General features: G+C 60.5%; 23 protein-coding genes. 10 read left to right on the top strand and 13 right to left on the bottom strand.

What is annotated here, in order from left to right; translation table 11 throughout:
* Positions 1–9: 9 nt before the first annotated feature.
* Both uidA and VUN82_12555 read left to right on the top strand, forming a co-directional pair.
* Complete coding sequence (uidA, locus tag VUN82_12560) at positions 10–1,866, top strand: beta-glucuronidase (GenBank protein ID XAS69959.1); 1,857 nt, start codon at positions 10–12, stop codon at positions 1,864–1,866.
* A complete protein-coding gene (locus VUN82_12555; GenBank protein ID XAS69958.1) occupies positions 1,863–2,888 on the top strand; it encodes an SDR family NAD(P)-dependent oxidoreductase in 1,026 nt (341 codons plus the stop codon). The genes uidA and VUN82_12555 overlap by 4 nt, the downstream gene beginning before the upstream one ends.
* A gap of 53 nt (positions 2,889–2,941) precedes the next feature.
* On the opposite strand, the gene VUN82_12550 is transcribed toward VUN82_12555, so the two are convergent.
* The 6 genes from VUN82_12550 to VUN82_12525 are packed head-to-tail and all read right to left on the bottom strand — an operon-like array spanning position 2,942 to position 11,142.
* Positions 2,942–5,257: a beta-L-arabinofuranosidase domain-containing protein gene (locus tag VUN82_12550; protein XAS69957.1), complete on the bottom strand. Its 2,316-nt coding sequence runs from the start codon at positions 5,255–5,257 to the stop codon at positions 2,942–2,944.
* A 1-nt stretch (position 5,258) separates the two neighbouring features.
* The gene (locus VUN82_12545; GenBank protein ID XAS69956.1) at positions 5,259–6,857 is read right to left on the bottom strand and encodes an alpha-L-arabinofuranosidase C-terminal domain-containing protein; all 1,599 of its coding nucleotides are present in this window, start codon (positions 6,855–6,857) and stop codon (positions 5,259–5,261) included.
* A gap of 31 nt (positions 6,858–6,888) precedes the next feature.
* Positions 6,889–7,887: a LacI family DNA-binding transcriptional regulator gene (locus VUN82_12540; GenBank protein ID XAS69955.1), complete on the bottom strand. Its 999-nt coding sequence runs from the start codon at positions 7,885–7,887 to the stop codon at positions 6,889–6,891.
* Positions 7,888–7,919: 32 nt separating this feature from the next.
* Positions 7,920–8,834 (bottom strand): carbohydrate ABC transporter permease, encoded by a 915-nt coding sequence (locus VUN82_12535; protein ID XAS69954.1) that lies wholly within the window; start codon positions 8,832–8,834, stop codon positions 7,920–7,922.
* Entirely contained in the window at positions 8,835–9,797 is a 963-nt protein-coding gene (locus VUN82_12530; protein XAS69953.1) for a sugar ABC transporter permease, read from the bottom strand.
* Between the two features lies 1 nt (position 9,798).
* Complete coding sequence (locus VUN82_12525) at positions 9,799–11,142, bottom strand: extracellular solute-binding protein (protein ID XAS69952.1); 1,344 nt, start codon at positions 11,140–11,142, stop codon at positions 9,799–9,801.
* Between the two features lie 331 nt (positions 11,143–11,473).
* Between VUN82_12525 and VUN82_12520 the strand changes: the two genes are divergently transcribed.
* A complete protein-coding gene (locus VUN82_12520; GenBank protein XAS69951.1) occupies positions 11,474–12,445 on the top strand; it encodes an AraC family transcriptional regulator in 972 nt (323 codons plus the stop codon).
* A gap of 96 nt (positions 12,446–12,541) precedes the next feature.
* Here VUN82_12520 and VUN82_12515 read toward each other — a convergent pair whose 3' ends face one another.
* The 7 genes from VUN82_12515 to VUN82_12485 all read right to left on the bottom strand — a co-directional run bounded on the left by VUN82_12515 (position 12,542) and on the right by VUN82_12485 (position 20,117).
* Complete coding sequence (locus tag VUN82_12515; GenBank protein XAS69950.1) at positions 12,542–14,026, bottom strand: carboxylesterase family protein; 1,485 nt, start codon at positions 14,024–14,026, stop codon at positions 12,542–12,544.
* 38 nt (positions 14,027–14,064) lie between these two features.
* Positions 14,065–14,790, bottom strand: a complete 726-nt coding sequence (locus VUN82_12510; protein XAS69949.1) for an alpha/beta fold hydrolase — start codon at positions 14,788–14,790, stop codon at positions 14,065–14,067.
* 139 nt (positions 14,791–14,929) lie between these two features.
* Entirely contained in the window at positions 14,930–15,496 is a 567-nt protein-coding gene (locus VUN82_12505) for an isochorismatase family cysteine hydrolase (GenBank protein ID XAS69948.1), read from the bottom strand.
* A 15-nt stretch (positions 15,497–15,511) separates the two neighbouring features.
* Complete coding sequence (locus VUN82_12500) at positions 15,512–16,984, bottom strand: NAD-dependent succinate-semialdehyde dehydrogenase (protein ID XAS74675.1); 1,473 nt, start codon at positions 16,982–16,984, stop codon at positions 15,512–15,514.
* A 77-nt stretch (positions 16,985–17,061) separates the two neighbouring features.
* Positions 17,062–17,544: an NUDIX domain-containing protein gene (locus tag VUN82_12495; GenBank protein XAS69947.1), complete on the bottom strand. Its 483-nt coding sequence runs from the start codon at positions 17,542–17,544 to the stop codon at positions 17,062–17,064.
* Between the two features lie 103 nt (positions 17,545–17,647).
* Complete coding sequence (locus VUN82_12490; GenBank protein XAS69946.1) at positions 17,648–19,078, bottom strand: cytosine permease; 1,431 nt, start codon at positions 19,076–19,078, stop codon at positions 17,648–17,650.
* Between the two features lie 100 nt (positions 19,079–19,178).
* Positions 19,179–20,117 carry a flavin reductase gene (locus VUN82_12485; GenBank protein XAS69945.1) on the bottom strand — a complete coding sequence of 313 codons (939 nt, stop codon included), beginning with the start codon at positions 20,115–20,117 and terminating at the stop codon, positions 19,179–19,181.
* A gap of 140 nt (positions 20,118–20,257) precedes the next feature.
* On the opposite strand from VUN82_12485, the gene VUN82_12480 reads away from it, so the two are divergent.
* The 7 genes from VUN82_12480 to VUN82_12450 are packed head-to-tail and all read left to right on the top strand — an operon-like array spanning position 20,258 to position 25,713.
* Positions 20,258–20,938: a GntR family transcriptional regulator gene (locus VUN82_12480; protein ID XAS69944.1), complete on the top strand. Its 681-nt coding sequence runs from the start codon at positions 20,258–20,260 to the stop codon at positions 20,936–20,938.
* Between the two features lie 55 nt (positions 20,939–20,993).
* The gene (locus VUN82_12475; protein XAS69943.1) at positions 20,994–21,602 is read left to right on the top strand and encodes an amino acid synthesis family protein; all 609 of its coding nucleotides are present in this window, start codon (positions 20,994–20,996) and stop codon (positions 21,600–21,602) included.
* On the top strand, positions 21,599–22,153 hold the full coding sequence (locus VUN82_12470) for an amino acid synthesis family protein (GenBank protein ID XAS69942.1): 555 nt from the start codon (positions 21,599–21,601) through the stop codon (positions 22,151–22,153). The genes VUN82_12475 and VUN82_12470 overlap by 4 nt, the downstream gene beginning before the upstream one ends.
* A 12-nt stretch (positions 22,154–22,165) precedes the next feature.
* Positions 22,166–22,906 carry an alpha/beta fold hydrolase gene (locus tag VUN82_12465; GenBank protein ID XAS69941.1) on the top strand — a complete coding sequence of 247 codons (741 nt, stop codon included), beginning with the start codon at positions 22,166–22,168 and terminating at the stop codon, positions 22,904–22,906.
* Positions 22,896–24,383 carry an aldehyde dehydrogenase gene (locus VUN82_12460; GenBank protein ID XAS69940.1) on the top strand — a complete coding sequence of 496 codons (1,488 nt, stop codon included), beginning with the start codon at positions 22,896–22,898 and terminating at the stop codon, positions 24,381–24,383. The genes VUN82_12465 and VUN82_12460 overlap by 11 nt, the downstream gene beginning before the upstream one ends.
* A 5-nt stretch (positions 24,384–24,388) precedes the next feature.
* Positions 24,389–24,646 (top strand): tautomerase family protein, encoded by a 258-nt coding sequence (locus VUN82_12455; GenBank protein XAS69939.1) that lies wholly within the window; start codon positions 24,389–24,391, stop codon positions 24,644–24,646.
* Positions 24,646–25,713 (top strand): LLM class flavin-dependent oxidoreductase, encoded by a 1,068-nt coding sequence (locus VUN82_12450; GenBank protein XAS69938.1) that lies wholly within the window; start codon positions 24,646–24,648, stop codon positions 25,711–25,713. The genes VUN82_12455 and VUN82_12450 overlap by 1 nt, the downstream gene beginning before the upstream one ends.
* The last annotated feature ends 21 nt before the right edge of the window (positions 25,714–25,734 follow it).

Below are 25,734 nucleotides of genomic sequence, written 5' to 3'. Positions count from 1 at the left end.
GAAAAGACATTGCTTAAGCCCCGCCCTACAATTACCCGAGAACTTATCAACCTGGACGGTCTTTGGCGCTTCGCCCTTGAAGATGCAGACGTTCCCGAGCCTTGGAGAGGCGTCCTGGGGGGCAAACTCGAAGCCCCTGTCCCCTCGAGTTATAACGATCTCTTTGCTGACCAGAAGATCCGGGACCACGTGGGCTGGGTGTGGTACCAGCGGACGGTGCGCGTACCGCGGGGCTGGACCGGGGAAAGGGTTTTGCTCCGTTTGGACGCAGCCACGCACGAGGGCAAGGTCTATGTTGACGACGTCCTGGTAGCCCGGCACGTCGGTGGCTACACGCCCTTTGAAGCAGACATCACCGACCACGTCTCACCCGGAGGTGAATTCAGGCTCACCGTTGGGGTAAATAATGAACTGACCAGTGCCACCATCCCACCTGGCAGCATCAGCGTCAGCCAGGACGGCCGACGCCAACAGACTTACCTGCATGACTTCTACAACTACGCTGGCCTGGCGAGGTCAGTGTGGCTCTACAGCAAGCCAGAACGCCACATCAGCGACATCACCGTTGTTACCGGCGTTATTGGCCGAACCGGCGTCGTGGATTATTCTGTCGAAACCAATCACCAAACATCGGTCCGTGTGCGGGTTTTGGATGCTACAGGCCAGGAAGTTTCATCGGCAGAAGGCAGCCAAGGAACACTCACTATTGACGACGTCTTGCTGTGGCGACCAGGTGCAGCCTACCTGTACAACCTGGTGGTAGAGCTCCTCGACGGCGAAGACGTGATTGACAGCTATACGGAGCCGTTTGGTGTGAGGACCGTCGAAGTCCGCGGGACCCAGTTCCTTATCAACGGAGAGCCCTTCTACTTTACTGGCTTCGGTAAGCACGAGGACACAGCCGTTCGGGGCAAGGGTCACGACAACGCCTACCTTGTGCACGACTTCCAGTTGCTGGATTGGGTGGGCGCCAACTCGTTCAGGACCTCGCACTACCCCTACGCGGAGGAGGTGCTGGAATTCGCTGACCGCCACGGCATCGTCGTCGTCGATGAAACTGCCGCCGTCGGACTGAACCTGGGGGTCCAGGGAGGGCTGACAGGGGTGGGCCCCAAGCCCACGTTTTCGCCGGACACCTTCAACCACGAAACCCAGGCGGCCCACGCACAGCACCTTCGCGAGGTCATCTCACGCGATAAGAACCACCCAAGCGTTGTCATGTGGAGTATCGCCAACGAACCGGCCTCGAACGAGGACGGGGCCCGGGAGTTCTTCAAGCCACTCGTTCAACTGGCCCGTGAGCTCGATCCAACGCGTCCGCTGACCTACGCCGCAGTCATGTTTGCAACCTTCCAGAACGACAAAATCGCAGACCTCTTCGACGTCCTCAGCATTAATCGCTACTACGGCTGGTACGTCTTTACGGGGGATCTTAAGACGGCAGAAGATTACCTTGAACGTGACCTCCGCGGCTGGCTGGAGGCCTTCGGCAAACCCATCATGATGAGCGAATACGGGGCAGACACCATGCCCGGACAACACTCCATCTGGGACATGCCTTGGAGCGAGGAGTACCAGCAATCGTTCCTCGCCATGAACCACCGCGTCTTTGACAGGATTGATGGCTTCGTAGGTGAACACGTCTGGAACTTCGCCGACTTCCAAACGTCAAACGGGATCCACCGCGTGGACGGCAACCGTAAGGGCGTTTTTAGCCGGGACAGAAAACCAAAAGCGGCAGCTCACACCCTGCGTGCCCGATGGACTGGTCTCAACGGTGCCAAGCCCGCCATGGACGAAACAGAAGTTCCCGAAAACATAACAAGCGAGCTCAATCCAGCACCGGCCCTCGAAGGAGCAAAATGACCAACAACATCAAAGCACTAACCGGCTCGCGTCCCGTTCGGGAATGGCTCGCCCATCCCGCTGGCGGTCCCCTCCTTCGGGGAATGCTTAACGAGGCCGGACAGGACGAATCAGCCCTGAAACCCATCGATCACCTTGCCCTGCAACAGCTGGTTGAACTCGGTGGCGGACAGTTCCCGCAGTCCCTGCTTGATCATCTGGTGAGGGAAGCAAATGGTGGAATCGAACCCGAGGAGGACGCTGAGGACATCGACGACGCCCTGTGGCAGGAACGCATCACCGACGGCAGATTCCTGGGCAAGACTGTCATCGTCACGGGCGCCGGCTCCGGGATCGGCCGCGCCACTGCTTCCAGGATTGCCCGGGAAGGGGGAAGGGTGATTGCCGTAGACATCGCAGCTGCCCGGCTCGACTCACTGGCGATGGATCACCCGCAGGCTGACGTGGTAACAGTGCAGGCCGACATCACCAAGGATGAAGACATTCTGAGGATTGTTGAAGCGGCTGGAGACCGTATATATGCCTTGGCAAACGTCGCCGGAATCATGGACGACATGACCCCCTTGCACGAGGTGGCCGATGACGTCTGGAACCGGGTATTCGCGGTCAACGTCGACGGAATGTTCCGCCTGACCCGCGCCGTACTACCGGCCATGCTGGCTGCCGGACGCGGTTCCATCGTGAACGTTGCCTCCGAAGCCGCGCTCCGCGGCAACTCTGCAGGGCTCGCGTACACCGCGTCCAAACACGCAGTTCTCGGAATGACCCGCAGTACTGCCTTTATGTACGCGCCCCAGGGAATCCGCGTCAACGCAGTCGCCCCGGGCCCGGTTGCAACAGGCATCGAGGCCACCTTTGGCTCGGAGCTCGGGGCGAACCGGTTGGCTCCGTTCATGCAGATAATCCCACCTGTTGCTGTGGCCTCGCAGCTGGCTGCCTCCATCACGTTCCTCCTCAGCGAGGACGGAACCAACATCTCCGGCGCCGTCCTGCCATCGGACGGTGCGTGGTCGGTCCAGTAAGAAAAGCCCTTGGGGTTCCTCACTGCAGATGATGCAGTGAGGACCCCAACTTTTCAGGCCAACGAATCCGCGGCATCGGTCAAGAGCAGCAGGCGCCTTAGCCTTGGCATCGTGTGGCCCGGCCGAGGAGCAATGACCAGCCGGGCCTCCGAGCTGCCGTTGCTGTTGAACTGAATCTCACTGGTACCGTCCGGCCCTTGCCTGACTGTTGCTGCCGTCCCGTTGTCTGCCCCGGAGAGAAGGAACGATTCCTGATCCTCCCCCGGCACGCTTTCAATGCGAAGGCTCGTGCCGATCATCGTCCAGTCACGCAGCACCAGTGTGAGCGGCTCCTTGGGGCGCAGCCAGTGTGCCCCGTCGGGTGTCATTCCACGCTCAGCATGCTGGGCGCTAACCTCATGATCAAGTTCAGGCTGCTGTTCCCCGAAGGTGACCCCGTCCACTACCCGTGCTTCCAAGGCGGTAGATGCCCTGTCTTGCTCCGCCAACTTCCCCTGGATTTCGGTGATCTGCATTCCGTCCTGAGCCATAGGCCAGGAGAGCCTGTACCGGGCATCGTGGATCCTGTGCAGAGGCTTTAGCGTCAGCCTCTGCCCATCCGAGGCGAGAACCGAGAGCTCTTCGCCCCCTTCGGAGTGCGTTTCCAGCCCACTGGCAAGCAGAACAGGCGTCTCAGCCAGCGGCCTGAGCGGCCCTGAAGCGATGTGGGCGGCCCTGGCCCCCGTTGCCCGGTAATGCAGTCCATTGTCCGGGATCTCTTCGGCAAGGACCGTGGGTCCGTATCTGATCCAGGCCCATGGGGAATCATCCGCGGCCCGCACCATCTGCAGTTCACGGTCCAGACTTAGCAGAATCTCCTCCGTCCCGTCCCACACGCGGCGCAGTCGCCACCAACCCGCTTCTTCCTCGAGCCTGCCGCCGTCGATCCTGCCGCCGTCGCCCAGTGTGGCCTTGGCGCCTCGCGCCCATTGCGGTAGGCGGATGGCGAGGGTGAATTCCCGCGGCTCCTCCACTCTCACGCGGACGGAGGCGGTGTTCCCTGAGGGTAAGGCCGAGTCAATGGTGACCCGGACGCCCTGCTCCATCCAGTTCAGTTCCGTGGCCAAAAGCCAGCTGATACGGAGTTCGTCGCCATCAGCGACGTACACGTGCGCAGCATGCTTTGCGTGAGCCTCGTACCCGGAGCCCATACAGCACCAAAAGCCGTCCTGTTCCGGCGAATACATCCGGTAGTGGCCCGGACGGTGGGAAGTGAAGTAGACCAGGCCACCGTGCCCAGGGTGCTGCGTGGATAGCACATGGCTGCACTGAGTGACCTCGATGTAGTCCAGGTAGCGGTCCTCTTTATCCAGGAGATAAAGCTCGGCTGCCAGCTTGACCATGTTGTAGCTGTTGCAGCTCTCGGGGCCCTCCCGCCCGAGGAACATCGGGGAGAAGTCGTCCCTGCGGTGGAAGTGCTCCCGAACACTGTTGCCGCCAATGGCGCTGCTGCGCCACGCAACGACGTCGTCGAAAAAGTCTCGGGCGGCTTGCCCGATGCGCGCTGTCGCTGCATCTTCCAACCCCAGTTCGCGGGCAGCCCTGGCAATGGCGGCGTAGCCCACCACAACCGGAATCTGCGTGTTGGCGTGGAGTCCTGCAAGTGAGTCCTGCGTTGTTTCGCCCGGTAGAGCCAGCACCCGGGTTATCAGCTCTTCCCGAATGAACCTCATGGACAGGTGAAGGTAGCGCCCGTCCTGCCGGAGAAGTGCCATGCGGGCGAACGCTTCAGTAAGTCCGCCGAACTCGGTTTGCATGATGAGCTCGAGTGCTTCCTGGTCCAGCCGGTCCGTGGTTTCCAGCCACCAATTGGCCAGCTCATCCAGGATCTGGTCCGCCTCCACGGAGGGAACATTCCATGCGACATCCACCAAGCCCGCCAGCGTCTTGTGCAGGTTATACAGGGGAACCCAACGCCCGTTGAGCTCAAAGGGGGAGGCTCTAATGTCTCCCTGAATGAGCTCGTCCCAGAGCTGCCGCCCTTGAGGTACGCCGCCCAAGTATCCTGTGCCGGAGGCCTGCTGCACTTCCCGCAGTCCGGACAGCAGGCTTCCAAGCATCTTCTCCAGGCGTGGGTCACCGTCCCCGGATACAGCGTGGGCAAGCGCTGACAGGACGTGCCCTGCCGTGTGGCCGTTGAGTCCCGTTGATTCCCAACCGCCGTAGAGCTCCGCCGTAGCGGGGAGGCCCGCTTCGAGACGGAAGGGCGCCAGAAGACGATCAGGATCCAGACGCAGCAGTGCTTCACGGTTCACACGCTGGGCTTCAGCAAAGACGCCCTCGCGAAGCCGAATTTGGCTGAGGGGGCGGTAGTCAAAAGTCATGGTCATCTCAACAGTTCAAGCAGGGCTTGCTGCCCGTGGCGGGGCTGGACGTCGCGGCCGCTGCAGCAGTGACTACAGGGACCTGACCAGACAGTGTTCCCCGAACGGTCGCGAAAGAGTGGGCTGGAAGACGCAGTACCAACTGGCCCTCGCGTTCTTCAACTTCGAGGAAGCGCGGCGTGACGGCGTCGGGGTGTGCGGGCGCGTTGAACGCTGAAACTTTGTCGCCGGAAAGGACCAGTGCTTCCACCTGCTCCAGGGACCCGCCGCGCAGGTCCAGCACCACCTCGCTCTCGTCCTCCAGTTCCAGGTTGGCCATGGAGATGAGCACTTGGCCATCCTTGGTGCTGGCGGAGGCAGTGAACGTGGGAACCTGCTCCCCCTCCAGCTTGTGCGAGCCGTCAGAGTCAAGGTGGGTATGCAACGCGGTGGCATCCTGATGCCCTGCGTTCATGGCGAAGACGTGGAACGTGGGCGTCTTTACGAGCGCTCCGCTCTCTGGATCCGTGAGCAGCATGGCTTGCAGGACGTTGACCGTTTGGGCGATGTTCGCCATGACGAGACGGTCGGCATGACGGTGGAAGGAGTCAAAGTGGATTGCGGCCACGAGGGCGTCGCGGATGGTGTTCTGCTGATAGAGGAAGCCGGGGTTGGTGCCGGGCTCTACGTCCCACCATGTGCCCCACTCGTCCAGGACCAACCCCACCGCCTTGTGCGGATCGTAGACGTCCATCATGGTGGAGTGCGCAGTCAGCAGGGTCTCAATGTGATGGGCGGCCTTGACCGTCTTCCAGTACTCTTCCTCATTGAATTCCGTGGCGGAGCCTTTGCTGTCCCAGTGACCGGACATCGTGTAGTAGTGGAGCGAGACACCTTGATATGGGGAGCTCTTGCGGCCTGGCCCGCCCTTGTCATGAAGCGCTTCCATCAGGGCTTTGGTCCATGCCACGTCATCGTCGTTGGCGCCGGCTGCTATCCGGTAAACATCATTGCCGTTGTGGGAGCGGACAAAGGTGCTGTACTGCCGGGCCAAGTCTGCGTAGGCCTCAGCCCGGAAGTTGCCACCGCACCCCCAAGGTTCGTTGCCGATGCCGAAGAAGGGGACTTTCCAGGGCTGGTCGCGTCCGTTCTGTCGCCTCAGGCGAGCCATAGGTGAATCATCGGCGCGGGTGAGGTATTCGATCCATTCGCTCATTTCCTGGACCGTGCCGGAACCCACATTGCCGTTGACGTAGGCGTCCGCGCCGAGCATTTCGCAGAGGTCCATGAACTCATGGGTGCCAAACGAATTGTCTTCTACGACATCGCCCCAATGGGAATTGACCATCACGGGGCGCTGCTCACGAGGGCCGACGCCGTGACGCCAGTGGTATTCATCGGCGAAGCAACCGCCGGGCCAGCGAAGATTTGGGATGCGCAACTCGCGCAGGGCTTCCACCACATCATTCCGGATGCCACGGGTGTTGGGTATTTCGCTGTCCTCCCCCACCCAAAAACCACCGTAGATGCAACGGCCCAAATGTTCGGCGAAATGGCCGTAGACGTGACGGCTGATGGTGGGACCCGCAATGTCCAGATTGACGACGAGCCGGGGCGAAGATGCCATGGTCAAGATTTCTCCAAAGTCTATGTGTGATTCAGCTGGTTGATTCCCGGACGATGAGCCGGAAAGGGGCCACGAGCTCGCGCCCGGGGCGGGGGGAACGGTCTTTAATCCGTTCGGTGAGAAGGGAGAGTGAGGACCGGACCATCCAGTCATGGTCCGGTGCGATGGTGGAAAGGGACGGAACGGAAAATGCTGCCTGCTGGACGTCGTCGAAACCGATGACCTTCACGTCCTCCGGAACTCGCAAGCCGGCGTCTTTAAGACCTCGAATCACCCCGAAGGCGACCGCATCGGTAACGGCTACCACGCCGTCGAATTCAATACCGTCGTGGACCAGCTTCTTGATGCCATCAGCGGCATGCTCCATGCTGGGTTGATCCATGGGCACGTGCAGCGAGGGGTCGTCGCTGAGTCCTGCGTCCGCCAAGCCCTGTCGGTAGCCCTTAAGACGATCCAGTACAACATTGTGGAGCTCGGTTTCGGGAGAGTAGTTACTCGCCCACGCGATGCGTTGGCACCCTTGCTCCACGAGATGTGCGGTGGCCGCCTTGGCTCCTTCTGCGTTTGGCATCACCACGTGATCAACGGCATCGCCGTATATCTTTTCGCCGAGGAGGACCAGGGGTATGGACTGGTTCAGAAGGCTGGCTTCCTCCGGCCCCAGTACCAGTGCAGAGAGAATCAGGCCGTCGTATTCCAGATTGCGCGACATTGCGACGGCGTCGAGTTCGTCTTCGATGTGCAGACCGGTCTGCTCAACGGCCACGCGGTATCCGAGCTCGGCGGCCTGGGCAACAACCCTGCCACTGAGCTCACCGAAATAGGCGTGGCTGAGGGCAGGAACCGCCAACCCGATCACCCCGGTGGTCCCGGTGCGCAATGTCCTTGCAGAACGGTTCATGACGTAACCGCTCTCCTCCACTGCCTCCAGGACACGCCTGCGGATATCCAGATTTACAGACCGCCGGCCGTTCACGACGTTGGATACCGTCATTGTTGACACTCCTGCCAGCCGCGCTACGTCAGACATCGTGACCATTGCAGACCCCATTTCCACAAAACTTATTTGATGCCGGCAGAACTAAAACTTTGCGTGTAGCGCTGCTGGACGAAGAAGAAGACCAGAACTACAGGTATCACGTAAAGGATGGATCCTGCGGCTATGAGGTTGTTTAGTGGGAAACCCCTTTCATTGACGTACCCGGATGACAACGCAACTGCCAAGGTGGTGTTGCTTTGATCCAAGAGAAGGTTGGGAGCTATGAAATCGCCCCAGACCGCCAGGAATGACATGACGAAGGCGGTGACGACGATCGGTTTGGAGATAGGGAGAAAGATCCTGGTGAATATGCGGAATTGTCCGCACCCGTCCAGGATGGCCGCCTCCTCCAGTTCCTTGGGAAGGCCGGCAAAGAACTGACGGTAGAGGAAGATCAGATAGGGAGATCCCACCAATCCCCAGATCACCCAAGGCCAGTAATTCCCCACAAGTCCCACCTGCGAAAACAACAGATAGGTGGGAATGAGTGTCACAATGCCGGGCATCATCATCATGGCGATGAGTACTCCGAAAAAAATTCCCTTTCCCGGCCCGCGGAGCCTGGCAAAACCGTAACCGACCAATGCCGAAGACAGCGTAGTAAGGACTCCGTTGACCGTGGCCAGGAACAAGGAGTTCAGCATGTACGGAAGGAAGGGGATCCTCGTTAGTGCCTCTACGAAGTTCTCAATGTGCGATGGGAGCGGCCACAGAACGGCGATCCCTGAGTACAACTGCTCAGGCGATTTGAACGCCGTGGCCAGCACCCAGTACATGGGAAAGGCAACAAGGGCAGTGATGAACACGAGGACGGCCGTGACCAGAATGGTCGAGCGTCGCCGAATGCCCGATCGGCTTCGCGTGCCCCGCTCATGACCAGGTGACTGCACCGGGTAGGGATGCGCCCGTTTGGATGACTGCAGTTCCTTGAGGGTCATCTACTTCCCTCCATCGCTGGAAGGATCCACGGAATAGAAGACAGTCTTTCGGCTCGCACGGAAGAACAAGACCGTTACCACCAGGATGGCCAGGAAGAACAGCCACAACATCGCTGAGGCATAACCGTAGCGGGAGTAGGCAAAGTACTGTGCATAGACGTCGATCATGAAAATCCTGTTGGCTTCGGGAACCGCCGTGACAGCAGCTGCGCCAGTGGTCGGGGAAAGCAAAAGGGCGGGAACGAAAGTTTGCAGAACGCCGATGGTCGAAGTCACGGTCTGGAAGAGGAGCACTGGCGAGATGGTGGGAAGTGTCACTGCCGTGAACCGGCGCCAAGGTCCGGCTCCATCCAACGTTGCGGCCTCCAGGAGCTCCGGGGAAACATCCTGCAGCGCAGCGAGGTTGATGATCATGCCGGCACCAATGCCCCAAAGCATCACGGCCAGCAGGACCACGAACACTTGCTGCCCCGTCATCCAGTTCACGGCGTCCTGCCCGAACCAGGCACGGACAGCGTTGATGGCGCCGGAATCCCGGTCAAACACCAGCTTCCAACTCAATGCCGACGCCACTGGGGGGAAGACGGCGGGGAGGTAGATCATGGTCCGCCAGAAAGACCTCAGTCGCACCTTCTGGTTCAGCAGGATGGCCAGACCGAGACTGCCCGCAACTGTAAGAGGCACTACAACAACAGCCAGGACTGCAGACCGCGACATGCTCGCCCACGTTTCAGGGTCACCCAGGACATCGAGATAGTTCTGCGCACCCACCCAGCGAAAACCCGGGCTCACGCCGTCCCAGTCGGTCAAGCTGACACCCAGGGCGTAGGCGAGCGGAAAGATCGTGAGCAGGACGGTGCCGATGAGCCAGGGCGAGATGAAGAGGTAAAAAGCCCGGCTACGCCGCTTGGTCAATGGGCTGCCCCGCCGTACGGGACGGGCAACGCTTAGCGTAGAAGCCATGTCAACCGCCGATACGCGAAACACCCTCGGCGAGGAGTGCGTTGCATTTGGTGTTGACTTGATCGGCGAACTGCCCGGCCGTCAGGGATCCCTGGACCAGCTTGGGGAACTGCTCCGAAACTGCAGCTGTCAGCGCCGTGACGGTTGCGTATGGGGAAAAGCTCAACACCTTGGCGTACTTGTCCTCGGCCGTCTGGGTTTCCAGGGCTGACTTCTGGTACGCCTCCTTGGCAGGAAGGCTGGAACGAAGGTTCTTCATGACGGGGAGACCACCACCGGTTGCTGCACGGTCCTTTGCGGGCTGCCCGGCAGTGAACCATTCGAGGAAGGCGAAGCCTCCGTCTGGATTTTTGGCCTTGGCGGGAATCCAATGGCCTGTGGCGCTGGTGGTGGGGCTTACCCGCTCCTTGCCCAACAAGGGCGCAGGTGCCATACGGGCAAAGTCGGGCGCCTTCGTGTCGCCGGACACGACGCCGGTCAGCCAGTATCCGGCACTCTGCATGGCCTGCCGGCCTGAACTGAACGGGGGCCAGTCCCAGCCGTCGGGGTTGGGATCCAGGAGTGTGTAGCCAGCCTTGGCCTTCGCCACCTCTGCCAGCCAGCCGACGGCCTTCTGGGCCTCGGGTGAACTGAAGTCCACCTTCTTCAAATCTTCACTGAACAGCGAGACGCCGGTTGTGGCGAGCATGCCCTGAAGGAACGCGACATCAGGGGTAGTGGCGAACAAGCCATAGCGGGAAGACTTGCCGCCCGAGGTTGCAGTCATGCTCTTGGCAACGTCCAGCAATTCGTCGTAGGTGAACGGATTGGCACTGTCAGGGACCCGGGCACCCACCTCCTCGAAAACGGACTGGTTGTACCAGAACATCATGTCCAGGCTCCAGTCCTTGGTCAGTCCGTAGGTGCTGCCGCTGCCCTGCCGGGTACCGTCCCACTTCCACACATCATTGATTGCTTCGAGGTCGCCCGAGTGGATGAGGGAGCTGCCGGAAAGGTAGTCGTCCAGCGGTTTCGCAATCTTTCGGGAAGCCAGATACGGAGTCACTTGGGCACCAGCGCCGCGGACCAGGTCCGGGGGTGTGCCGGCAGTGAGCATTGCGTTGAGGCGGGTCTCGTCGTACTTGATAAACGTTATGGGAGCATCGGCGTTGAGTTGCTGCCAGCCGGAAATCACGTCCTTGGTGATCTCACCATCGTTGCCCATGATGGTCAGTGCACCCTTGCCGGAAGAGCTGCCTCCTGCTGGGCTAGACGTGTTGACCTTGCAGCCGCTAAGAGCTGCGGCTGCCACACCGGCGGCCGTAAGGCCGAGGAATCCCCTGCGATTAATGGGTTGGATTTTCATAAACTGCGCACCTTCCTTGCTACGCGTACATGCCCAGCGAAAGGCTAGGCATGTAACGATAAACGGGAGATCCGGATGCATCACGAGAAAGTGTGCTTTAGGATGCGTTTATCGTTACACGAGCGTGTGGAGGCGTCAATACTTTTCCCAACTTCGTTTCCTGTTACGGGCTGGGACCTGCGCCCGCCAGGCCGTCCTGAAATGGCCGCGATGTCAAAGAAAGTATATTGAATCCATGACGATAATCAAATAAACTCGATATACCTCCGGCTCTACTCCGGCAAGCCCGTATCCGGATTATCAACCCACATCGAAAACTTTGGAGTACTAGATGCATACCCACGGGCTTGGTACGGGAGGCGGTCCCCTCGTCCTGGACACGCACGACCCCTCTGAGGCTCGCGAGGCACTCAGTAACGCATACTGCCCCCACATCCTGGCTGTTTCCCAGCCCAGGGCCTTCCATGCTGTCCAGGAAGAGGCCACCTTAGGCCCTCTTTCCATACACAGGCTGAGTTACGGATCGGAGGCATCTGTCGATGCGGAACCGCTAGCCTCATGGATCTTGATCAGTATGGTGCTCAAAGGCAGACTGGCCGTAAGTTCGGGTGGTGCTGAACGTATTCTGACGTCAGGGCAGACGATTGTCTTGGACTCGTATCGAAACTTCAGGCTCGTATTTGGGATGAACTCCCAGCTCCTCACTTTCCGGTTTGACCGTGCATACGTGGAACAGGCCCTGCATGATTTGCGCGGTGACAAGACAACGTCCCGGGTACGGTTTGGTTTGCAAGGGCCCAAGTCTTTGCGGGCCGCTGCCACTTGGAATGCAGTATCGTCACTGCTGGTTCGGGAGTCCCATGCCAACACTTCCGGCGCCGGTTATCCACTATTGCAAGACCAGCTGATCCGTACCGCCGTCGCCGCCCTCGCAGACACCCACCCGCTGGCGATCGACGCCGGGGAGGAAGTTGGCTTGCAAGCTGACTCAGCCGCTGTCCGTCGGGTCATGGCGATAGTTGAGGCCCGGCCGGAATATCAATATCAAGTAGCCGACCTCGCAAAAAGTTCTGGGTTGGGTGTCAGGGCGCTTCAGGAGGCTTTCCGGAACCAGCTGGGGACAACTCCCATCGGATTCATTAGAGACGTGCGGCTTCGCAGGGCCCACGACGACCTCCTGTCGGGCCGGGGCAGGACAGTTGCAGAAGTGGCAGACCGTTGGGGGTTCTCAAACTTGGGCAGGTTCGCCGCGCAGTATCGGGAACGCTACGGATTCCCGCCATCCGCTACGCTGCGGCGCTGACATCTCGCCTATGACAATTGGCGAGTGCTGGAATGACAAGGGCAGCGCCCTCGTCATTCCAGCACTCGCCGCTCAGATCCTTATGAAGGAGGGACCCTACGAGGGACGTGACCCATCAAGGCTCTGCCAGGGTCTTCCAACCTCGGTGCCCACCCGGATGTTTTGGTCGATCAGAAGCAGTTCGCCCTGCTCAGAGGTATATTTCGGCCAGGCAAAACCCTCATGCTTTGGGTCTCCCGTAACAACAAAGGAAATAAAAGCCTTATGCATTGACGTCCCGATCCTCTCAAAGACAACTTCCTCAATGCCCTGAATAAATCCTGCCCCCGACCATTTATCGACATTGTTGAACGTAAATGGCAGGTCCAGGCAATGAGTCGCGCCCAGCCTGCCGTCAAATGCCGGCGAATCGAGTCGGAACTCATACGCGTACACCGGAGCGTCTACAGCCCGTTTTTCCACCAAGTCCAGCGCGCTCCGCCTGAAGAGGTTGTCGCTGACAACACCGGAAAGCACCTCCTTTGGGGTGCTTCGTCCCGAGCTGGTGTAGGCCCCATAGATGCCGAGGGCCTCCTCGCCCTCACTGCCCAACCAATCCAACACCTGGGACTGGCTTGTATCTGCATACTGGGGGTCCAACGCGAACGCGAAACTAGCCTCATCTTCGGTCCAGCCGACCAGCAGCTCAACGTCAGATTCCGCCAGCGCCTGCAGTGGATGAACCGGGATACTGTCCTCGTCGATAACCGGCAGGAATGCCAGCGGCCAATTTCCAAACGCCGCGTTGTCATTCAGTACTCCCAGGGAGCCCTCAACGAGACGTTCCCCTGGCTCATTCCTTAGCGCTTCGACGTCGTCGTGGCCGAGCAGGGCGGCGAGTTTCCGGGTGCGCTCGAATGCCTCCGAAGGTGTTTGAAACTCGATGCCCAGAGGGATGCTTTGCAGTATCGCCCGATGAAAAAGGCCACGGGAAGTGGGGTGCTGTACAAGTCCTCCTATTGAGAGGGCACCACCTGATTGACCTAGGAGAGTGATGGCGTTGGGGTCACCACCGAATGCTTCGATGTTATCTACAATCCAGCGCAGGGCAACGGCTTGGTCATCGAGCCATAGGTTCTGACGGTCACCCATCCCGGACAGGTACCCCAAGGCACCGAGCCGGTAGTTGATCGTAACAACCACCAAGTCGCCGTTTTTCGCAAAAGTATCGCCAGCGTAGTAGGGAATATTCCCAGAACCGATGAGCAGTCCGCCACCGTGAATCCAGACCAGGACCGGCCTCCGCTTGTCATCGGCAGAGGGCGTCCAAATATTTAGACTGAGGCAATCTTCATCGAACGGTGGGGACCCGTGCTCCCCCAGAATAGGCGATCCGCCGGGGACAAATGGCTGGAGCGCCGACGGTCCATAATTTTCAGCGCTCCTTATCCCCGCCCACCCCTCGTGGGGGCGTGCAGATTGCCACCGCAGATCGCCGACTGGGGGTGCGGCGTACGGAATTCCCCGGAAGACACTCAGGTCTTCTTCGAAAACGCCCACCACATCGCCGTACGACGTTGTAACTACAGGTGAATTACTCACGGTTACCGCTTTCATGTTGTTGGAACCACTATGTGGAATCAGTCCTGCCCGGCATCCACAATTTTGACGGCCAGCAATTCGGGGTTGGTAAAGACGACTTCGTGACTCCCCGGCATTTGGACCAGACGGTGGAGCCCAAGCCGGCTGGACATCCGCGGGTGCCAGCCCCATTCTCCAGGCGGCAACGCAGTGTCTTCGGTCCCGTTGAGGTAGCTCTTGGGAATTGCTGACTGATAGAAAGCGGTGAGGTCCAAGTGGTCGGCGAAGGGCTGGAAGGGTTCTGGAGACAACAATTCGAAAGTAGATTCCGCGAGTTTCAAGTCCGCGTCCTGAATGAATGCATCACGCCAGATTGAAAACGGCAGCGCTACAGTATTGTCTTCAGAACCGGCAGCCAGCGAGCTGAAAAGTTCACGGTAGTGTGGGGGAACTTCGTCAAGCAGCGAATTCCCCGACTGCGGAACGAATGCGTTCCAGAAAATGAGCCGGCGCAGCCGCTCTGGAATCTCTTCCGCGACTCGCGCAATTACTGTGCCGCCGAAACTGTGCCCCAAAAGAACCACGTCCGTCAGATCATTGTCCGTAATGAATTGAACTACAGACTGCACACAATCGTCGTGGTTCACTTCCTTATTGACGCCGATGCCGTGGCCGGCGAGAGTGGGACCGTAGGCCCTGTGTCCAAGGGATTCCAGATGCTCAATGACGGAATCCCAAGAAGCTCCGTCGTGCCATGAGCCGTGAACGAGAACGAATGTTGTCATAACTTCTCCTGTAATAGCAGCGATTTTTCACCGCCGTATATTGATTGGATGACGACAATCGTATGAACTCTATATCGCTCCGGCTACCCCGATAACGCATTCCTTGGCCAATAAACGACCCGGATTAGAAGTCATGACGCTACGGCTGGAGCAGGGTTTCGCTCTTGACCACGTTGATCATCGGCGACAGCAGCTGCATGAGGTTGAGCGCCTGATCATGGGCGTCGTCGTTCTGTCCAGCGCACGCGTCCTGGACAACCGTGACAAACCGGCCTGCGTCTGCGGCACCAAGGGCGGTGGCGAGGACGCAGCAGTCGGTTGCCACACCTGTCAGGATGAGCTCTCCGCCCACAGGAATTCGATCCGCCATGGCTTCGCCCCACTTAGTGAACGTCGGAAGGACAATGGAGCTTGGGGCGTCCACACCTGGAAGAGCGAGATCCCACATGTGATCCGTGGGTTCCCGGCGCATGCTTGACCACCGGTCGTAATAGGACAACCACGAACCCGGTTCTGTCGTGTCGGGGACGAACCGGGTGGTTATTGGTTGAAATCCTGCGCCTGCCAGCCGTGCGATGGTCTGGGCGGCTTCGTCGTAGCGCGGGATGTGCCAGTCCCCCACTTCACGGAAGGCGCGCTGCATGTCGATAATGACCAGATGGCCTTTTGATTCGCGGGTTGAGGCTCCTCGCGTGGGGCTATTCACGGTTTCTCTGCCTTCTTAGTCCGCGTACGGGTCGGCTATGCCGATGTATTGGGTGGTGGTGTATTCGGCGATGCCTTCGGAGCCGCCTTCGCGGCCGAGGCCGGATTGCTTGACCCCGCCAAAGGGTGCCGCGGCGTTGGAGATGACGCCGGCGTTGAAGCCAACCATGCCGAACTCGATCTGCTCAGCGACACGTAGGAGCCGGTTGAAGTCGCGGCTGTAGAGGTAGGACGCGAGCCCGTACTCGGAGGCGTTGGCCAGGCGGATGGCGTCTTCCTCGCTAGTGAAGGTGGTGACGGGGGCGACGGGTCCGAAGATTTCCTGGCCCAGGATCGCTGCGTCGTTCGGGACGTTGGACAGGACGGTGGGCTGGTAGAAGTACCCGGGTCCGTCCACGGGCGCACCGCCCGTAACTGCAACAGCTCCGGCGTCGACGGCGGCATTCACCAAGGCGTGGACGTCCTCCCGGGCGCCGGCGTCGATCAGCGGCCCGACCTGCGTGGTGGGTTCGGTGCCTCGGCCGGTCACCAGGGCGCCCATGGCGGCGGCAAACTTACGGGTGAACTCTTGGGCGACGGATTCGTGGACGAGGAAGCGGTTGGCGGCGGTGCAGGCTTCGCCCATGTTCCGCATTTTCGCGGCCATGGCGCCTTCGACGGCGGCGTCGAGGTCGGCGTCTTCGAAGACGACGAACGGGGCGTTCCCGCCAAGTTCCATGGAGGTCCGCAGGACGTTCTGGGAGGCGTCTGCGATGAGCCGCTTGCCCACGGGGGTGGAGCCGGTGAAGGAGACCTTCCGCAACCGGGAATCCTTCAACAGCGGCCCGGAAATCCCGGACGCGGACGAGGAGGCGACGACGTTCAAGACTCCGGCGGGCAGGCCGGCGTCGAGCATGGTCTTCGCGAAGTACTGGGCCGTCAGGGGTGTGAGCTTGGCGGGTTTGAGCACCATCGTGCAGCCTGCCGCGACAGCGGGAGCGACTTTGCGGGTGGCCATCGCCAGGGGGAAGTTCCACGGGGTAATCAGCAAACAGGGTCCGACGGGTTTGTGGTGGACCAGGATCTTGTTCTTGCCCTCGGGGGTGGTGAGGTACCGGCCGTAGTCGCGGACGGTTTCTTCGGAGAACCAGCGCAAGAACTCGGCCCCGTACGTGACTTCGCCGCGTGCTTCGGCCAGGGGCTTGCCCATTTCCAGGGTCATCAGCAAAGCGAAGTCCTCAGCCCGTTCAGTCACCAAATCGAAGGCCCGGCGCAGGATCTCGGCCCGGACCCGGGGTGCGGTCCGCGCCCAAGAGGACTGGGCGGCGTCGGCGGCATCCAACGCTGCGACCGCGTCTTCGCTGGTCGCCGAGGCGAGCGTGGCGAGCACCTCCCCAGTGGCCGGATCGTGCACATCGAACGTGCCGCCGTCGGACGCGTCCCGCCACTGCCCACCGATCAACAATCCGGTGGGCACGGACGCGAGGAGGCTCGTTTCCCGGTCAATCATCAAAGTAGAGTTTTCGGCCACAGAGGGTTCCTTACTATTGCGTAGCTCATGTTGTGTTCCAGGACCCGACGCAGCGTTCATCGTCCTGCATTCGTTTCGGCACCCGGCATCAGGCTCCCCAGGACCATGTCCAGCCACGGGACCCGATTTGAGAACCGCCGGATCTTCCCGGGAGCAGCCCAGCGATAAGTGTCATGCTCGTCATTGATCGTTAACCGTCGCCTCTTGCTGACGGCTGTATAGGTATGGACCAGCCACGGATTGCCTTCGTGGTCAGAAATTTGAAGCTGTTCACCGGTCCGGAAGCTAGCGAGATCCCCGAGGGCGAGACCTGCTTCTTCCTCGAGTTCAGCCAGTGCCTGCTGGAGCGGCGAAACGGCTGGTTCGAGGTATCCGGTGATGCAGTGCCAGAGTCCGCGTTCATGACCGACGGACTGGCTGCGCTTGAAGAGGGCAATTCGTCCGCGCCATTGAACCACCACAGCTACAACGGCCCGGGGCGGGAAGACTGCGGTGAAGTCTACTTCCGCGCTCGTCCCTTGCAGTGTTGCGGTACTCATCGGTGCTCCTGATGCGCTCGGTTGCCCGGGGTTTGAAGGTTGTTGTGCAAAGGCCGGGGAGGATCCTGGGTGGACCACTCCGCGACCTTTGCCACCTTGATGGTTAGAGGGTTTGCGCGCCGGGGCTGCGGTCGAGCATTTCCAGCCCTGAAAGACGCCTGCGGCGATGCGTGGCGAGGTAGGTGCCAGCAGCAATGGCCGCACCAATGTAATAGGAGAGGTCACCCATTTGCGGGAAAGCAGCGGCTATCGGTCCGGTATAGATCGAGGACATCCAGAACGGGGAGGAAAGCACGACGCCGGCTGCCCAAGCCACGAAGCCCCATTCGAACTTCCGACTCTTATCGAAAAGTTCGCGCAGCCCACGATCGGTGCGTCGGCCTCCGAACAGGTAATCGCAGACCAGGACGGCGACGTACGGGGCGATGCAGTAGGCAGTCAGATTAAGGAATGCAGTAAAGCCTTCGTTGAACCCGGTCTGGCCCCACTGTGCCACGAGATACGATGCGGCACAGATGAAGACTACTGCTGTGTGTCGCTTCACGGGGACGCCCATGGTCTGGATGGAAATGGCACCGCCGTAGACATTGAGGAAGTTCTGCGTGAACGAGGACAAAGCGACGACGCCGAGGCCGACGGCGGCCCAAGGGCCCATAAGTTCCTTCAGCGCACCGATGCTGTCGGACGCCGTGGTGGTTGTTCCCAGGAGGGTTCCGAGGATCCCCATCCAGACAAGGGTGACGAAGTTCCCCAGCATGGTAGCCCAGCCGGCACCGCGCCTGTTCCCGGCTGTATTGGGAAGGTAACGGGAGTAGTCGGACGCAAAGGGCATCCACGCGACGATGAAGGAGAAGAACCAGCCGAAGAAGACGATCCACCCTCCGAGGCCGTTGAAGCCCAGGGCTGCGGGGTTGAAGTCGGTCTCGACGCGTCCGTTGGCCGCTGCCACGATGGTGATGAAGACAAACCCGATCACCAGGACAAAGGACAGGATGCGCTGCAGGAAGTGGATCAGGTTGTAGCCAATGACGGCCACTCCAAGCTGGATGCCCATGAGGATCAGTGACGAGAGCCAAAAGGGGATATCGGTGAGCAGGGCGATCGCCTGGCCGCCGAGGATGACTGTAACGGCGGCCCAGCCGATTCCAGCGAAGACATTCACGTAGGCCACCGGGAAGAGGTTGCCGATGAAACCAAGAGGACCGCGCCCCTGCATCTGCTGTGGGACGCCCAGCCGAACACCCATTGCGGACAGGTAGCCCATTCCCGCCGAGGAGGTCACGCCGGCGAGGATGATCGCCAGGGCCGCAGCCCAGAACGGCAGGCCGAAATATGTGGCACTGAACCCCAGTACGACAATGGGGAAGTTCATTCCGGCGGCGAACCAGAGGAAGAACTGGGAACGGGGTTTGCCGTGGCGTTCGACGTCGGGGATGTGCTCTATGCCGTAAGGCTCGATCTTGGTGAGGCTGTCGCGGTAACCGCGATCTTCGGCAATGCTGCTTTCTGCAGCGCGAATGGTATCCGGGCTCATTTTTGTCCTAATGTTGGATGCGCACCTCGGTGCGCTGCTTACGAGCAGTTCGGTCGGCGCGGTTGGTTTCCTGTCGGGGATTGTTGGCCGCGCCGGCCGTCTAAAGTTCGGCGAGTTGAGCGCCGTCGAAAAAGTGCCCGGCCTTGTAGACCATCGGCGCACTTTCGCTGATTTCCGCGTGGCGGACCCTGCAGATGAAGACCGTGTGGGTCTTGGCTTGGAAACGTTCCTGGATTTCAGCTTCAAGGGAAGCGGCCGAGCCGTCCAACAGAGGACTTCCCTTGGGCCCTTCGTGCCAGTCGAGCTCAGCGAACTTGTCAGGAGCCTTCGAAGCGAAAGTCTTCACAGTGCCCAACTGCTCCGTGCCGAGAATGTTGATGCCCAAATGGCTTGAAGAAAAAAGGGCCGGGTAGGTGCTGGACGTCTTTTGGACACAGACAAGCACCAGCGGTGGTTCCAGGGAGACCGAGCAGTAGGAGTTGGCTGCCAGGCCCTTTGGGGTCTCCCCTTCCTTTGTGGTCACGACCGTAACTCCTGTAATGAACTGGCGGTTGAAAGCCTTCATCAGCGATGGGTCCAATTCGGCAAACTCGTCGCCATCCGGAACAATCGGGGCTGCAATCCCGCGCAGCGGCCGGATTCCAAGGCCGGCGAGCAGTTCGCTGCCGTCCCACGTCACGGTTTCGTTGAGTATTTTGCCGTCCTGAAGGATCAGGATGTTTGAGCCACGGGTCTGCACAGTCAGACCAGTGGCCGGTACGCCGAGGTATTCATGGGTGTGGGTGCCGGTGGAGGTCCAGAAAACGGCGACTGTGCCGTCCCCTTCGACGACGTCATCGACAGTAGTGCGCAGGTCCGGGAAGGCCTCCCGAACGGCGGCGATCTCCGACTTGAGGCCGGCGAGGTCGACAGTTGCGCCTGTCGCCTTACTGGTGCGGGTATAACCGGGAGATACGAGGCTGTCCAAAGCATCAAGGTCTCCCTTGTCCCAAGCGGCGAGCCAAGCTGACGTGATAAGCGGTTCGAGCGTCTGTTGCATACCAATGACCGTAAGACAGGTCACATGCCAACGTCAATAGGCCAACGCAAAATTGGCAAATTCCCTGTAATAGCGGGCTTTAGCAAAAGTTTGCGATGCGCTGTTGACTCCGCTGATGCATGCAACATAGTCTTTCATGTATGCAAGAGAACCTGGAAGTAGAGAATGCGCTGGCTGACCGCGACGCCCTCCTTGATCGGATCCGCAGACTGGTACTGGGAGGGGATTTTCCTCCGGGCGCAGTTCTTCCCGAAGCATTCCTGGCCCAGGAGTTCGACGTGAGCCGGACCCCTATCCGCGAAGCACTAAAGCAGCTGCAGCATGAAGGTCTGGTTGAGATCCGGCCCAAAGTGGGCACTTTCGTGCGTGAGCCCACGCGCAGGGAGATCATCGAGCTCTTCCAGCTCAAGGAGTCCCTGGAGGGACTCGCTGCATCCCTGCTCGCCGGACGCGGAGAGGTCAAGGAGCTCTCAATACTGCGGCGGAACCTGGAAGAGTCCGAAATGACTTCCCTCACCCACGACACTGACACCTATGCCCGGCTGGTCCATGAGTTTCACTGGACGATCGTTCGGGGCTCGGATAACCGAAAGCTTATTGAGCACTACGAACGGCTCATGAACCAGCTCGCGTACCAACGCCTTGTCCTGCGCACGGTTGAACACCCGGGGAGGCTCGAAGCCTCCACGCGTGAACATCGGGCTGTGTTGGACATGATCGAGCACAAGGACCCCTTCGGGGCCGAATCCGCCATGAGGAACCACGTTCACGCCTCATCGAGGGAGGCCCTCACCGAACCGGTTCCGGGCCGCCGGAGCTGAAGCAACGACGACGAAAGGAAGCCATGCGCTCCACCACCATTGGAAAGAACCGATAATGAACGACCAAAGACTAGGCATCCGCAAGATTGTCTACTACAGCGAGGAAATCCTGCTCGAAAATGGTGCCTCCCCCGCCATTCCAGCGGTTCGCGCGACAGCTGCTGCCGTGGTCACCAACCCATGGCTGGGCGGCGACGCGAGCGATGACCTCGGCAAGGAAGTAGTACAGCTCGCTCCGGTGCTTGCACGAAAACTGACCGACGTCCTCGCTGCCAACCTCGGCGGCGTGGACGCCATCGAGGCGTTCGGCAAGGCCGCGCTGGTCGGCATCGACGGCGAAATTGAACACGGCGCCGCACTTATCCACACACCGTTCTTTGGCAACCTGGTCCGTGAAAGCTTCGATGGCGAATCCATCATTTGCTTCGCAGACGATCGTGCAGAGGCAGGGACCTCGCTCGTGGTACCCCTCTGGCATAAGAACGCCGCCGCCACCCGCACCCATTACCAGAGCATCACCACACGCATCGGTGACGCCCCGCGCCCAGACGAGATCGTCGTCGTCCTCGGCGCCTCAACCGGGCCCAGGCCGCATTCCCGCATTGGTGACCGCCGCACTGATCCCATCGTCAAAGCAGACACCCTAGGAGAACTTGTTTCATGAGCATTCGCAAAATTGTCACCCTGACCGAAGACGTCCTGACTGAAGGAGGCCGGGAGGTCAGCCCGACCGCGAGGGTCGCAGTTGTCGCAGCCATCATTAAGAATCCGTGGGCAGGCCAAGGGTTTGTTGAGGACCTTTCCGCCGGTATCAATGGCAATGCATCGGACATCGGGGCCCTCCTCGCTCCCCGCGTGCTTGAAGCGCTCGGCTCCCCCGCCGAAGCATATGGCAAAGCTGCGATCGTGGGACTGAACGGTGAAATCGAGCACGGTTCCGGCCTCATCCACACCCTCGCGTTCGGAAATCACTTCCGTGACGCTGCCAACGCCACCACCCTCTTGCCGGCCGTGGAAAAGCGTGGCCCTGCTGGTGTTGTCTTCGATATTCCCCTCAAGCACATCACTGATGCGACCATCCGGTCCCACCACCAAAGCATCGAAGTCCGGATTAACGATGCTCCGCACGCCGATGAAATCGTGATTGCCCTCGCAGCAGCAGCCCAGGGGCGGCCCCAGCAGCGCCTCGCGGCCTTCAGCACCGAAGCCAACTAAGGAGATTGCCCAGTGAGCCGCGCCCGCATCGCACTCATTCACGGAGTCGGCCTTGACGGGTCGATGTGGGGGCCGCTCCGTGAATTCCTCGAACCTGAGTTCGACACTCAAGTAATTGAACTCCTCGGCCACGGAAGCCGCGGGCAGGCCGCACCGGAAGGAGTGACGCTCGCCCAACTCGCCGCGGATGTCGCGGGACACCTCGAACCCGGCACCCACCTCGTGGGGTTCTCGCTCGGCGCCCTCGTCGCCCAGCATCTGGCTCGTTACCGGCCCGATCTTGTGGCCTCCCTGGTTTCGGTCGGATCAGTATGTAACCGGACACCGCACGAGCACGCCGCAGTGATGACGCGGTTGGCCTCAGCTGCCGCCGATTTTCCCGCCACCGTGGAAGCATCTATCCTCCGCTGGTATCCGGAAGGGTCCTCCGTGACGCCCGAGTTGGTCGAGGCAACCAGAAAGGTCCTGCTTCGCAACGATCCCCAGTCCTTCCTGGCCTGCTATCGGGTATTCGCAACTGCGGATGCCGAAATTGCCCCCGAGCTTCCCCGGATTAACGTTCCGTCCCTTGCTGTGACGGGCGAGCTGGACCCGGGATCAACGCCCGAGATGAGTGCACGGCTGGCTGCGGCCATCCCCGGCTGCACATACTCCATCATCAGCGGGGCACGCCACATGATGCCCGTTGAGCGTCCCCAAGAGCTCGCGAACGAGCTGACAGCCTTCATCAAGGAGCATTCGAATGTCCACTGAACGCCGCTACGAACACTTCATTAACGGCGAGTGGGTTGCGCCATCCAATGGGGACTACTTCGACAGCAGCAACCCCGCAACCCTCGACGTCCTGTACCGCGCAGCACGCGGCAACGAAGCCGATGTCTCCAAGGCCGTTTCAGCAGCATCTGCGGCTTTCGAGAACCCGGCCTGGCGGGACCTGAGCCAGACCAAGCGCGGACACCTCCTCCGCCGGCTCGGCGATTTGATCGGCGAGCACGGTGACGAACTCGCCCGCATGGAATCCCTTGACAACGGTAAGCTCCTGCGCGAAATGCGGGCCCAGCTCGCCGCGATGCCCGAGTACTACTACTATTACGCGGGCCTCGCCGACAAGATCCAGGGCGACACCATACCTGGCTCAAGCCGCGCCATGCTGAACTACACGCTGCGGGAACCCCTCGGCGTCGTGGGTGCCATTACACCGTGGAACTCGCCCCTGACATTGACCACGAGCAAGCTGGCCCCCGCACTGGCGACCGGCAACACCATTGTCATCAAGCCCTCCGAATACACGTCGGCCACCGTCCTGCGCCTCGCCGCGCTGGCCGATGAAGCCGGTTTTCCGCCCGGTGTCATCAACGTCGTCACAGGGTTCGGCGCAGAGGCGGGGGCCGCGCTGGTGGAGGACCGCCGCCTGGCAAAGATCTCATTCACAGGCAGCACCGCCACAGGCGCTCGCATTGCTTCCTCAACCGCATCCCGATTCATCGGTTCAACCCTGGAGCTGGGCGGCAAATCCCCGAATATTGTTTTCGGCGACGCTGACATTGCCAATGCGTCCATGGGAGTAGTAGCTGGCATATTCGCCGCCGCCGGGCAGACCTGCATTGCAGGAAGTCGTGTGTTCGCCCACAAATCCATCTACGACGAACTGCTTGAGCGCGTTGCCAACCGCGCCCGCAGCATTGTCATTGGCGATCCCCTGCTTGACGCCACTGAACTGGGACCGTTGGCATTCCAGGACCAACGTGACAAGGTGGCCAGTTACGTGGATCTCGGTGTCTCTGAAGGGGCTACTGTCCTGACCGGCGGGGGCCGACCCAACACCGGCCTCGGCGGCTACTTCTTCGAGCCAACCGTCCTTACCGACGTGAACAACTCCATGCGTGTGGTTCGGGAGGAAATTTTTGGCCCGGTCGCAGCGATCATGCCCTTTGAAACCGAGGACGAAGTACTTCGCCTTGCCAACGACACCACGTACGGACTCGCCGCCGGCGTCTGGACCACCAACCTGGCCAGGGCACACCGGATGGCCAGCCGTCTGGAGGCAGGAACGATCTGGGTCAACACCTACCGCACCATGTCTCCCCAATCACCACGCGAAGGTTTCAAGACCAGCGGCGTGGGCGTGGAACACGGCGTGGAAAGCATCCGTGAATACACCAGGGTCAAGAGCGTCTGGATCAACACCGACGAATCCCCCATCGCCGACCCCTTCATCATGAGGAGCTGACAATCTTGCCTCTTATCGAAGTCTCAATCGCCCGGGGCAGGACCCCCGAGCAGCTCCGATCGCTCATTGACGAGCTCCACCGCGCCGCCGAGATCTCTGTGGGCGCGTTGCCCGAAAATACCACGGTCATCATCCGCGAAATCCAGCACGAACACTGGTCCCGCGGCAATCAGACCATTGCCGAACGCAATGCAGCAGCCCAGGAAGCTGCCCCAAACATCGATTCGCCGGCACACGCCGCCGCAGAACGAAGGAGTCACTAATGCGGTTTTCCCTCTTCGTCCACATGGAGCGTTGGGACGAGTCCGTCTCCCACCGCGAATGCTTCGAGAACCTGACGGAGCTGGCCCTCCTCGCGGAAGCTGGAGGATTCAGCACCGTCTGGATCGGTGAGCACCACTCCATGGAGTACACCATCTCCCCCAGCCCCATGCCCCAACTCGCCTACCTGGCGGCGCGAACCTCACGCATCCGGCTGGGCGCCGGGACCATTATTGCGCCCTTCTGGAACCCGCTCCGCGTGGCTGGAGAGACCGCACTTCTGGATGTCATCAGCAACGGCAGAATGGAGGTAGGGCTCGCCCGCGGCGCTTACCAGTTCGAGTTCGACCGCCTCATGGGAGGCATGTCCGCGGTGGACGGCGGCAAGCACCTTCGCGAAATCGTTCCCGCCGTGCGCGCGCTCTGGGAAGGTGACTACGCACACGACGGCGAGATCTGGCAGTTCCCCACATCCACCAGCGTCCCCAAGCCCATACAGAAACCGACTCCGCCCATGTGGATCGCAGCCCGCGACATCTCCTCGCACGAGTTCGCGGTCGCGAACGGCTGCAACGTCATGGTGACCCCGCTGATGAAGGGCGACGAGGAAGTCGACGACCTCGCGCGCAAGTTTGATACCGCCGTCGAAAACAACCCGGGTGTCCCCCGGCCGGATCTCATGGTGCTCCGCCACACGCATGTCCACTCAGCCGACGAACCTGACGGGTGGCGCCGCCCGGCCGAGGCCATCAACAAGTTCTATAGGACATTCGACGCCTGGTTCGGAAACAAGAACACTCCGATCAACGGCTTCCTCGAGCCCAGCCCCGAAGAAAAGTTCGCCGACCGTCCGGAGTTCACACCGGAGTCCCTCCACCAAACGGCAATGATCGGGACCCCTGAAGAAGTGATCGAACGGCTCCGCCACTACGAGGCACTGGGGGTTACGGAGTTCAGCATCTGGTCCGACAACAGCCTCTCGCACGAGGAGAAGAAGCTCTCGCTCGAACTCTTCATCGAGCACGTTGTACCGGCTTTCCAAGAGGCGCCGGCAACCGCGGCCAGGTAGCCGGTTTGCGGCCGCACCTCG

The sequence above is a fragment of the Micrococcaceae bacterium Sec5.1 genome, assembly GCA_039636795.1.
GTDB lineage: Bacteria > Actinomycetota > Actinomycetes > Actinomycetales > Micrococcaceae > Arthrobacter.
The sequence above is the reverse complement of the archived record's forward strand: the minus strand, read 5'-3'. Positions and strand labels throughout refer to the sequence as shown.

What these genes read in the sequence shown, in the direction of transcription:
- VUN82_12475 (XAS69943.1), top strand. Translation starts at nt 20,994, where the DNA reads ATGAACGACCAAAGACTAGGCATCCGCAAGATTGTCTACTACAGCGAG.
- VUN82_12545 (XAS69956.1), bottom strand. Translation starts at nt 6,857, where the DNA reads ATGGCATCTTCGCCCCGGCTCGTCGTCAATCTGGACATTGCGGGTCCC.
- VUN82_12510 (XAS69949.1), bottom strand. Translation starts at nt 14,790, where the DNA reads ATGACAACATTCGTTCTCGTTCACGGCTCATGGCACGACGGAGCTTCT.
- VUN82_12540 (XAS69955.1), bottom strand. Translation starts at nt 7,887, where the DNA reads ATGTCTGACGTAGCGCGGCTGGCAGGAGTGTCAACAATGACGGTATCC.
- VUN82_12450 (XAS69938.1), top strand. Translation starts at nt 24,646, where the DNA reads ATGCGGTTTTCCCTCTTCGTCCACATGGAGCGTTGGGACGAGTCCGTC.
- VUN82_12530 (XAS69953.1), bottom strand. Translation starts at nt 9,797, where the DNA reads ATGGCTTCTACGCTAAGCGTTGCCCGTCCCGTACGGCGGGGCAGCCCA.
- VUN82_12500 (XAS74675.1), bottom strand. Translation starts at nt 16,984, where the DNA reads ATGATTGACCGGGAAACGAGCCTCCTCGCGTCCGTGCCCACCGGATTG.
- VUN82_12470 (XAS69942.1), top strand. Translation starts at nt 21,599, where the DNA reads ATGAGCATTCGCAAAATTGTCACCCTGACCGAAGACGTCCTGACTGAA.
- VUN82_12520 (XAS69951.1), top strand. Translation starts at nt 11,474, where the DNA reads ATGCATACCCACGGGCTTGGTACGGGAGGCGGTCCCCTCGTCCTGGAC.
- VUN82_12485 (XAS69945.1), bottom strand. Translation starts at nt 20,117, where the DNA reads ATGCAACAGACGCTCGAACCGCTTATCACGTCAGCTTGGCTCGCCGCT.
- VUN82_12535 (XAS69954.1), bottom strand. Translation starts at nt 8,834, where the DNA reads ATGACCCTCAAGGAACTGCAGTCATCCAAACGGGCGCATCCCTACCCG.
- VUN82_12555 (XAS69958.1), top strand. Translation starts at nt 1,863, where the DNA reads ATGACCAACAACATCAAAGCACTAACCGGCTCGCGTCCCGTTCGGGAA.
- VUN82_12495 (XAS69947.1), bottom strand. Translation starts at nt 17,544, where the DNA reads ATGAGTACCGCAACACTGCAAGGGACGAGCGCGGAAGTAGACTTCACC.
- VUN82_12525 (XAS69952.1), bottom strand. Translation starts at nt 11,142, where the DNA reads ATGAAAATCCAACCCATTAATCGCAGGGGATTCCTCGGCCTTACGGCC.
- VUN82_12460 (XAS69940.1), top strand. Translation starts at nt 22,896, where the DNA reads ATGTCCACTGAACGCCGCTACGAACACTTCATTAACGGCGAGTGGGTT.
- VUN82_12550 (XAS69957.1), bottom strand. Translation starts at nt 5,257, where the DNA reads ATGACCATGACTTTTGACTACCGCCCCCTCAGCCAAATTCGGCTTCGC.
- VUN82_12490 (XAS69946.1), bottom strand. Translation starts at nt 19,078, where the DNA reads ATGAGCCCGGATACCATTCGCGCTGCAGAAAGCAGCATTGCCGAAGAT.
- VUN82_12480 (XAS69944.1), top strand. Translation starts at nt 20,258, where the DNA reads ATGCAAGAGAACCTGGAAGTAGAGAATGCGCTGGCTGACCGCGACGCC.